A 9,238-nucleotide genomic window follows, 5' to 3' on the forward strand; every position below is an offset into this window, starting at 1 on the left:
GATTGAAACAACTGATGTAGCGAGAATTGTGTTTTGGCTAATGATGTCGCACCCTACACGGGTGCGTGGATTGAAACTGATGCACTTGATAAAGACGTTGAAATGTTTACGGTCGCACCCTACACGGGTGCGTGGATTGAAACAGATGCAAGAAAGACGAGTTAGAAATACCTTTTTGTCGCACCCTACACGGGTGCGTGGATTGAAACCACAATTCGTTTGATTCTTCGGCGGTAAAACTCCACGTCGCACCCTACACGGGTGCGTGGATTGAAACTCCGATCTAACGATATATCTCAAAGCCTCTTCAGTCGCGCCCCGTAGGGGCGTGTGGATTGAAACGCCATACCGACCACTACGATCCGGCCGCATAATGTCGCGCCCCGTAGGGGCGTGTGGATTGAAACTGACCAACGTTGGGGCAATAGCCGCCGGACTTTGTCGCGCCCCGTAGGGGCGTGTGGATTGAAACACGTCGCCTCTATATTGAGCCCTAAAAGTATCCATCGTCGCGCCCCGTAGGGGCGTGTGGATTGAAACAAAAAATCATACAAGACTTCTACTTGTAAGTTATCGTCGCGCCCCATAGGGGCGTGTGGATTGAAACAACAGCAGGCAGTGTGATGCTTGGAGGAGTAACGGTCGCGCCCCGTAGGGGCGTGTGGATTGAAACGTAATTCTAACTTTCGATCCGCTTGCATGGATGCCGTCGCACCCTACACGGGTGCGTGGATTGAAACGCAATAATAGACTTTGCAGTCTCTTGACCTGCCATGGGTCGCACCCTACACGGGTGCGTGGATTGAAACTAGACACTAAGCACACGCTGGAATTGAAGTTTCGTCGCACCCTACACGGGTGCGTGGATTGAAACGGTACCCGAATTGTTATCACCCCGGGCCTTTTGTCGTCGCACCCTACACGGGTGCGTGGATTGAAACAAAAGCAACCTGTGTCAATAACTGTACTCCTCCAGGTCGCACCCTACACGGGTGCGTGGATTGAAACATCGAACGGCAAAGTCCATTGAAACTGTGATTGAGTCGCACCCTACACGGGTGCGTGGATTGAAACGTAGTGAATATGTTAAAAATAAATTGGAGAAGGGTCGCACCCTACACGGGTGCGTGGATTGAAACTATTACTTATTGCAGGGCTTGTTTTATATATTATGTCGCACCCTACACGGGTGCGTGGATTGAAACCGTTTTAACTTGACACTTTTTTTATTTGTTTCTGTCGCACCCTACACGGGTGCGTGGATTGAAACCGATCCACAAAATCTTTCAATCTTTCGATCAGTTCGGTCGCACCCTACACGGGTGCGTGGATTGAAACCTGCTTATGGCTATTTGAAAACACATTTGGTGATGGGTCGCACCCTACACGGGTGCGTGGATTGAAACAATAATTGTTTGCATGCTTTATACCTCCTTTACGTCGCACCCTACACGGGTGCGTGGATTGAAACGATTTTTTCATGCTGATCATCCCCGTTGCTATTTGTCGCACCCTACACGGGTGCGTGGATTGAAACTATTACGGCATCCATTTTTTGCTGGCCGGTAGCAGTCGCACCCTACACGGGTGCGTGGATTGAAATTAAATTGAACAAATTAGGTAGAGTATAAGTCATAACAGTGAAATGAATCGATAAGGAGATGGTTTTGTGTCTAAGAAAAAAGTTTTAGTAATAATATCAAGTGGAGATAAAAATGTTATTTCTACGGCAATGACATTCGGGATTGTTTCTTTTGAGGCAAAGTTATATGATGATCTTAAAGTTTTCTTTTTCGGTCCAAGTGAAAAAGTCATCGTCGAAGACAAAGATCTTCAGTCAAGTTTATCTAAACTCATAAAAGATGGCATCACCCCGGTGGCTTGCGTCAACGTAAGTAATGCCTTCGATATAACCCCAAAATTAACGGCACTTGGTTTCAATGCGATTCCTGTTGGAAAAGCAATAGCAGATCTTGTAAATCAAGATTACGCTACTATGGTTTTTTGAAATAAATTTCGCCTCAAGCCCCGCTTTTTATAAGCGGGGTTATTCGTTTTTAAGGATTTTTAAGACATAATTTTTAACAAAATTGGCTTCTTCAGAGGTTATTTCGTTATGTGCGTATCTTAATTTAACGAATATATTCGTTATTTTGCCGGCATTCTCTTCTCCGATTCTTTCTTTTAATTCATTTGAAAATTCATACGGTGTCAGTGTTGGATCTCCGATCTTTTTTCTCAATAGTTTGTAATAGAACAAAACTATTTTTTGAGGAGTACCTTTGAAATCGTAATTCTCTTTTTCAAAATTAAAATCAGTGGCTTCGGCGCGATCTTCTTCACTTTCTTTTTTACCTAAAGGCATTCCATATTTTAAGAGATAATAGATCAGAAAAATTGCAAAAACGCCGGCCATCATAATTACAGATCCAAGAAAAATAGGATTGGAAAGGAGAGATGTCCCTTCATGTGGACTTTTATAAGGAGTTGTAACCTTTGATGCAATAACTGTAAGACCACTTTCAACGGAATTTTGATGTGTCTGGATTCCGGATAAATTTACTTTACCTGGATTAAGCAATCCAAAGCCATAAAGAATCGAGACAAAGATAAAGAGTATTGACGCGATCATCCATACGATAAAGACAACTGTTTTTATATCTCTTTTCTTTTTACGTTTTGGCCTGTATTTGATCATCAAAAAAATCATCACTGCACTTACGGATATGACAACCACACCTGTTGCATCAACAACGATTGTATAGAAAACACCAAGATCGGGGTTTGATTGCGTTTTCGTGCTTGTTGCCGGAGGTACAGGTGCAACGGGAACAACCACTGTTCTTTTTGGCAATGATGATTGCGTGGCTGTGGAGGGAGACGTTTTTGAAACGAGAATTGTGTTAAAAATTGATTCCATAGGAGATGACGGTCTGAATGTAAGTCCTAAAAAGAATATCAGCAAAGAAACAAGTGCAACGATTCCAACGAAACGAAATATCGATCTGTTGATAAATTGATCGTGATACGAAGAGTTAAGGATAAATGAAAGCAGCAAAAGCATTATCATACCAGCCGTTACAAATGGATTTATGAACTGGGAGGCAATTCCAACGATTGCAACTATAACCATGAGTGCTATTGACGCATTGAATCGCTTCATCATCATTTTTGAGTTGAGATATATCACAACGTATGAAATAACGAAGAGTATTATGGCCATTCCCAGCGGTTTCACAGGATATGACAGCCATTTATTCAAAGATATCCAGAATCCGTAAAAGAAAAAATGAATCGGGCTTCCTCCGTTGAAAATCCAGAGAAAAAAGATCATGACAAGAAAGTAAGGTATTACCCATGCAAGCCACGATACTTCTATTTTTGCCCTTGAAAATATCCACACGAAAAGAAAGGCTACCGGCAAAAATGCAAGACCCAATGTTGTTATTCCAAGCAGATAAGATAAAAGTATCAAAAACAGCGTAAGCCAGAGAAGATTAAAAAATTTCCATCGTTTTGTCATATCTTTTTATCACCTCGTCGAAAGACTCGTTATCCATCATGACGTGAACCATGACGTTATTCTCAACGAGAATAGCACTTTGATCTCTGAGCCTTTGTACCTCTCTGGGCAAAATCGAATAAGTATCGTATTTTTTATCGTAAGGCATTCTGAAGCCGTAAGGTATGACAAAGACCATAAGACGCGCAACTCTTGATTTTACGGTGAGCAATTTTGGAATGGCATCATCGGTAAGGTACATTGATATGATGATGACAGTTGTCGTTCTGGACATGGAAAAAAGGTCGCCCATGATCTGGGTTTGAAGCGAGAGATCATCAGATGGATCATCTGTGCCTTTTGCTATGGCAAGTGCGTCAAAATACGGGATATAATCCTTTGCCTGTTGATCTACTGTATAAATTTTATCTCCAAGCACTTTAAGCGTTATAGGCATATCTTTGTCGTAAAGATATTTTATAATTCCTGAAGATGCCATTGATGCGTATTCTTCATAATCCTTTCTCATATGTGCCCAAACGTTTCTGGCATATATTTCTTTTGGAAGGTTGTAATCAACGTACATCCTTATCTTTGAAGAGCCGGTGTATTCATATTCTTTGACCATAAGATCACCGGTATGGGCGCTTGCTTTCCAATGTATTCTTTGGAAAGGTTCTCCGCTGTATTCACGTATTCCAACTATATGACTTGAATCTTCAAGAATTTTAAAATCCGTCTTTTTACCGGAGACCGGATCTATAAGAGTGGTTTTTAACTCATCTATCGGCAAGATTTTGGGAAAAACGAGTATTTTTCTTTTTACCTCAATTTTTCTTTCTATTGAAAAAAGTTTTAGCGTGCTTTCAACATGAATGTTTATTCCGTAAAAATAGTGTTCCCCTCTTGTACGAAATTTCATAACATATGAAAGCAACATCGTGCGATCCGGCAAAATCGATCCTGAAACTTCCCTTGAACCGTTTGATATATATCCATCCGAGGAGAAGTCTTGAACTGCAACTTTGGAAAGCAGGTATTTTGACATGTTTTTGATTTTGGTTTCACATGTTACTTCGTCGTCGGTAAAAACTCTCGACGGGTAAACCGATGAGGATACTTCCAAAGATTTAACGACCTTTACGGTCACCATAAAGTAAATCCACAGCGAAACATCAATGCCTGCCAGCGTTACGCTGAATGAACCGAAGACTATTATAATTGCTAAAATTGAAAGGATAGTGAAAACAAGAAGTGGTAAAATTTCATACCTCATCTTTTTTGATCACCGGTAACGGCACTTCGTTTACAATTTCTTCGAGCACATCGTCAACTTTTCTCATTTTAACGCGTGCTTCAGATGTGAGGATAAGTCTGTGATACAAAACCTCTTTCATAACCATTTTAACGTCATCCGGTATAACGTAAGTGCGGCCATTCAAAAGTGCCCTTGCCATTGCGCCTTTCATAAGATTAAGAGATGCCCTCGGGCTTGCGCCTAAGTAAAGATCCTTGTTAAATCTCGTGTGTGAAACAATGGAAACGATGTAATCTTTTACAGTGTCATCAACGTTAACCTCTCTGATCGCATTTTTTATAAATTTAACTTCCTCCGGGTTAAGAATGGGCTTTATATCGTTTATCGGATGATGATCCATTTGAGATGTGAGCATTTCCATCTCCATGTCACGCTGCGGATAACCTATTTTTATCATGAAAGCAAATCTGTCAAGTTGAGCCTCAGGAAGTGGAAAAGTACCTTCGTATTCGATCGGGTTTTGAGTTGCCATGACGAAAAAGTTATCGCTAAGTTTGTGAGTAACGCCATCTATCGTGGTCTGATTTTCTGCCATTGCTTCAAGAATTGCAGACTGAGTCTTTGGAGTTGCCCTGTTTATTTCATCTGCGAGCAGTATATCGGTGAAAACAGGACCTGGTTTAAAGACGAATTCTCCTTTGTCTCTGTTGTAAATTGAAAGGCCTGTAAGATCTGTGGGAAGCAGGTCAGGTGTAAACTGGACACGCGTGAAATTCAATCCAAGTGAGATCGCAAAGGATCTGGCGAGCACCGTTTTCCCGGTACCCGGAACATCTTCAAGGAGTACATGACCGCCTATCATGAAAGAGATCAAAAGTTTTTCAATGGCCTCTTCCTTACCGAATATAACTTTAGAGATGTTTTTTATGATGCGATCTTTTAAATCAACGATATCCATTTTTTGCCTCCAAATAAAAATGACTCCATCCCAGGAGTCATTGGCTTTCGAGCGTTGGGTGAACTCCACCACCTCTAAAATTGTATCATATTTTAAAATTCGAATCAACATCAAACAAGAGGACATCCTGTCCTCAGCTTCGGCAAATAAACATTCGACTTGGAAGTGGGTTTAGTATATCAAAAGTTATAATCACCAATTTAACATGATTTTTGCCTTTAAATTAAACTTGTTGTGAAATTAGTTTCATAGTATAATTTATTATGTAGTAATGTTATATCAACAGGAGTTGAAAAGATGAACGAAAATTTGGAAAAGAAGCCAACGATTTCAGATGTAAGTAAGATGGCCGGAGTTTCTCAGGCAACAGTTTCAAGATATTTGAACTCTTCGTCTTCTGTTTCAAGTGAAACAAAGAAAAAAATAGAGAAGGTTGTAAAACTTTTAAAGTACAAGCCGTCAAGATTTGCTAAAAATTTGAAAACTCAAAGTACTTTCAGTATAAGTGTTGTAGTTCCAAACCTTAATCTTGAGTTTTACGGTGAAATTGTGGATTCGCTTTCTGTCTATGCAAATCAGAGAAATGTTGAGGTGATGGTAAATGTTACTCATAATCTGGATTACATAAAAGAAGCTATCTTTGATTTTGCTTTTAGTCGAAGAATGGATGGTATTGTTTTATGTACTCCAGATTTCAAGACCATTCAAATGTTTTCAACCCTTACGATACCAATAATTGCCCTTGATTGGAGAAATGACATAGGTGGGGATCTTAACGTTGACAGCATTACCATAGACAACAAAAAAGCGGCTTTCACGGCTGTGAATTATCTCTACAGCCGGGGTCACAGAAATTTTTTAATAGTAACCGGTGGTAAAAGCATTCAATCTTCCGTTGACAGGTTAAACGGAGTAAAACTATTTTCACAGAGGCATTTGGAAGCTCAATTTTCAATAAAAGATGGAAACTTTACACCGAATTCCGGATACGATATCGTTAAAAAATTTTTTAAATCGGGTAAAAAAACGACGGCTATCTTTGCATTTAACGATTTGATGGCTTTTGGCGGTTTAAAAGCGGTTATAGAAATGGGAATAAATGTTCCTGAAGATATATCTATAATGGGATTTGATAATTCATTCATCTCAAATTACACGTTTCCTCGCTTAACTACGGTAGATCAGCAAAAGGAGAAACTTGGCATTACGGCTGCATCTTTGATGATAGAAAGACTTTATTCAGTATCTAACAAAAGAAATCGTGAAATTATAGTGCCTTATAAAATTGTGGAAAGAGAGTCTGTAAATCAAATAAAGGAGTGATTCGAGTGAGAAAATATTTTTTTATTCTGTTGGTTTTTGTCATTGCCTTTGGCTTTTCCACGTTTGCTCAGAATATGATTGGGAATTCTGATTTTACTCAATCTCTTTACATCCCTGCTTCTATTCCTTCTGACGGAAACATATTTACAAATAACAATTGGTCTTTTCTTGTCAACGCAACAGGAGGAGGAACGGCAACAAGTGGAAATGGGTATTTTGAAGCCGTTTTTTATGATGCCGGATCTAACAGTTGGGCTGAACAGTTGCTTCAATCTCCTATTACTCTCGATCATGGATCAATTTATAAAGTCAGTTTCATGGCAAAATCTTCTATTTCAAGAAATGTAGAGGTAAAAATAGGCGGAACGGCAGGGGTAGGTTGGCCTGCTTACAATCCTGGCAACGGTATGGCCGGAGGGATGACCTTTCAACTTGGAAATGAATGGAAAACTTATGAGTTCACCTTTACGATGTACAAACCAACCGATGAACACGCTCGTTTCGAATTTGAACTCGGTCTTGCGACAGGGACTGTATGGATAAAAAATGTTTCTCTTGAGAAGGCGGGAGAGATGGAATCAAAATCAGAAACGCAAATTGCAACTTCTACTTTGACCGACGTTAAAGGATGGAATTTGATATTCGATCAAGACTTTTCAGTTGCAACTTCTATCGATAAGAATGTATGGAACTTCGATCTTGGTAATGGTCAAAATGGGTGGGGAAACAATGAACTTGAATACTACACGGATCGTAACGCTTACATTCAAAACGGCAATTTGATCATTGAGGCAAAGAAAGAGACAAAATCGGATAAGAACGGTACCTATGACTACACGTCTTCAAGAATGCTTACGATGGGAAAATTTTCTTTTGAATACGGTAAAGTCGTCATAGAAGCCAAACTACCTCAAGGGCAGGGAATATGGCCTGCGTTTTGGATGTTGGGAGACAATATAAATCAAGTTGGCTGGCCTGCCTGTGGAGAGATAGACATTATGGAAATGCTTGGAAATAATTCTGCAAAAGTTTATGGCACCGCACACGGTCCAATTTCGGGAGGAGTTGGCATAGGCCAAAGTTATACACTTCCATCCGGAACTTTCTCAGATTCTTACCATACATTCACATTCATATGGAATAAAGACGCTATGGGCTGGTATGTAGATGGTCATCTTTACTTCTTCCTTACCAAATCTTATGTAGAGGCAAATTACGGTCCACAGGATTGGGTATACGATCATCCGTTCTTTTTGATAATCAATCTTGCCGTTGGTGGGAATTGGCCGGGTAATCCAAACAGTTCAACTGTTTTCCCGCAAAAGATGTATATAAAGTACATAAAGGTGTATCAGGCTCAAAATTGATAATATCTCAAAGGAGGGAATTACATGGGTAAAGTAAAGTTTTTAGTTTTGCTGGTAGCCTTGATAGGCATAGTGAGCATCGGCCTTGCAGATGTTTCATATCCGTACCTTAGTCAGTACGGGCCTGCAATAGTCAACTGGGGAAGCAACGTCAAATACGGGGGAACTTTCAAGATAGTTCTTCCGGACGGGCCACTTCAATACAGTTTAAATCCTTTCATGGGTAACAACTCGACGCTTCCAACGTCCTTCATCTACGAATCGTTGTTCTTCATCAACTTAACCGGCGATGTCACTAATATGCTTGGGACGTCCTACGCATGGACGGACAACAACACTGAATTAGATGTGACGATCCGCCAGGGCGTTCAATGGTCGGACGGAGTTCCGTTCACACCACAGGATGTGGTCTTCACGTTCAACTATTTAAAAGCCAATCCGAGCATAGACCTTAACGGTATATGGTCATCTGCAAATGATCTTCAAAGTGTTTCTGCAAGCGGAAACACGGTTATATTCAAACTTTCACAACCTAACATGGCAATCTTCCAGTATTTGGTTGGAGAGCCAATAGTACCGGAACATATCTGGTCTAACATAACGGATCCTTCCAAATACACGAATCCGAATCCAGTCGGAACAGGTCCGTTTGTTTTCAAGAGTTTTAATCAACCGACGAACACGGTTACTTACGTTAAAAATCCTAATTACTGGATGACCGGCAGGCCATACCTCGACAGTGTGGTTGTGACGTCCGTCAATTCGAACGATATCTGCACACTTGATTTGATAAAACATGAATATGACATGTCTAACCTTTACATTCCGGG

At 40.3% G+C, this 9,238-nt stretch carries 8 protein-coding genes and 1 CRISPR repeat array; of the genes, 5 read left to right on the forward strand and 3 right to left on the reverse strand.

Annotated features, from left to right (window positions below):
* Positions 1-33 precede the first annotated feature (33 nt).
* A complete protein-coding gene (locus tag ACP5NR_RS06375; RefSeq protein ID WP_428006139.1) occupies positions 34-165 on the forward strand; it encodes a hypothetical protein in 132 nt (43 codons plus the stop codon).
* 543 nt (positions 166-708) lie between these two features.
* A CRISPR array of direct repeats spans positions 709-1,603; the repeat unit is 32 nt; unit sequence GTCGCACCCTACACGGGTGCGTGGATTGAAAC.
* A gap of 66 nt (positions 1,604-1,669) precedes the next feature.
* Positions 1,670-2,008 (forward strand): hypothetical protein, encoded by a 339-nt coding sequence (locus ACP5NR_RS06380; RefSeq protein ID WP_428005580.1) that lies wholly within the window; start codon positions 1,670-1,672, stop codon positions 2,006-2,008.
* 39 nt (positions 2,009-2,047) lie between these two features.
* On the opposite strand, the gene ACP5NR_RS06385 is transcribed toward ACP5NR_RS06380, so the two are convergent.
* The 3 genes from ACP5NR_RS06385 to ACP5NR_RS06395 are packed head-to-tail and all read right to left on the reverse strand — an operon-like array spanning position 2,048 to position 5,718.
* Positions 2,048-3,523 (reverse strand): hypothetical protein, encoded by a 1,476-nt coding sequence (locus ACP5NR_RS06385; RefSeq protein WP_428005581.1) that lies wholly within the window; start codon positions 3,521-3,523, stop codon positions 2,048-2,050.
* On the reverse strand, positions 3,498-4,778 hold the full coding sequence (locus ACP5NR_RS06390; protein ID WP_428005582.1) for a DUF58 domain-containing protein: 1,281 nt from the start codon (positions 4,776-4,778) through the stop codon (positions 3,498-3,500). Before ACP5NR_RS06390 ends, ACP5NR_RS06385 begins: the two co-directional genes overlap by 26 nt.
* Positions 4,768-5,718: an AAA family ATPase gene (locus tag ACP5NR_RS06395; RefSeq protein ID WP_428005583.1), complete on the reverse strand. Its 951-nt coding sequence runs from the start codon at positions 5,716-5,718 to the stop codon at positions 4,768-4,770. Before ACP5NR_RS06395 ends, ACP5NR_RS06390 begins: the two co-directional genes overlap by 11 nt.
* 297 nt (positions 5,719-6,015) lie before the next feature.
* On the opposite strand from ACP5NR_RS06395, the gene ACP5NR_RS06400 reads away from it, so the two are divergent.
* The 3 genes from ACP5NR_RS06400 to ACP5NR_RS06410 form a co-directional block, all read left to right on the forward strand.
* Positions 6,016-7,041 (forward strand): LacI family DNA-binding transcriptional regulator, encoded by a 1,026-nt coding sequence (locus ACP5NR_RS06400; protein WP_428006140.1) that lies wholly within the window; start codon positions 6,016-6,018, stop codon positions 7,039-7,041.
* A 5-nt stretch (positions 7,042-7,046) separates the two neighbouring features.
* Positions 7,047-8,408 (forward strand): family 16 glycosylhydrolase, encoded by a 1,362-nt coding sequence (locus ACP5NR_RS06405; RefSeq protein WP_428006141.1) that lies wholly within the window; start codon positions 7,047-7,049, stop codon positions 8,406-8,408.
* A gap of 24 nt (positions 8,409-8,432) precedes the next feature.
* On the forward strand, positions 8,433-9,238 hold an 806-nt coding region (locus tag ACP5NR_RS06410; RefSeq protein ID WP_428006142.1), incomplete at its 3' end, for an ABC transporter substrate-binding protein.

It is taken from the genome of Athalassotoga sp., from assembly GCF_049965695.1.
In the GTDB taxonomy this organism is placed as follows: Bacteria; Thermotogota; Thermotogae; order Mesoaciditogales; family Mesoaciditogaceae; genus Athalassotoga.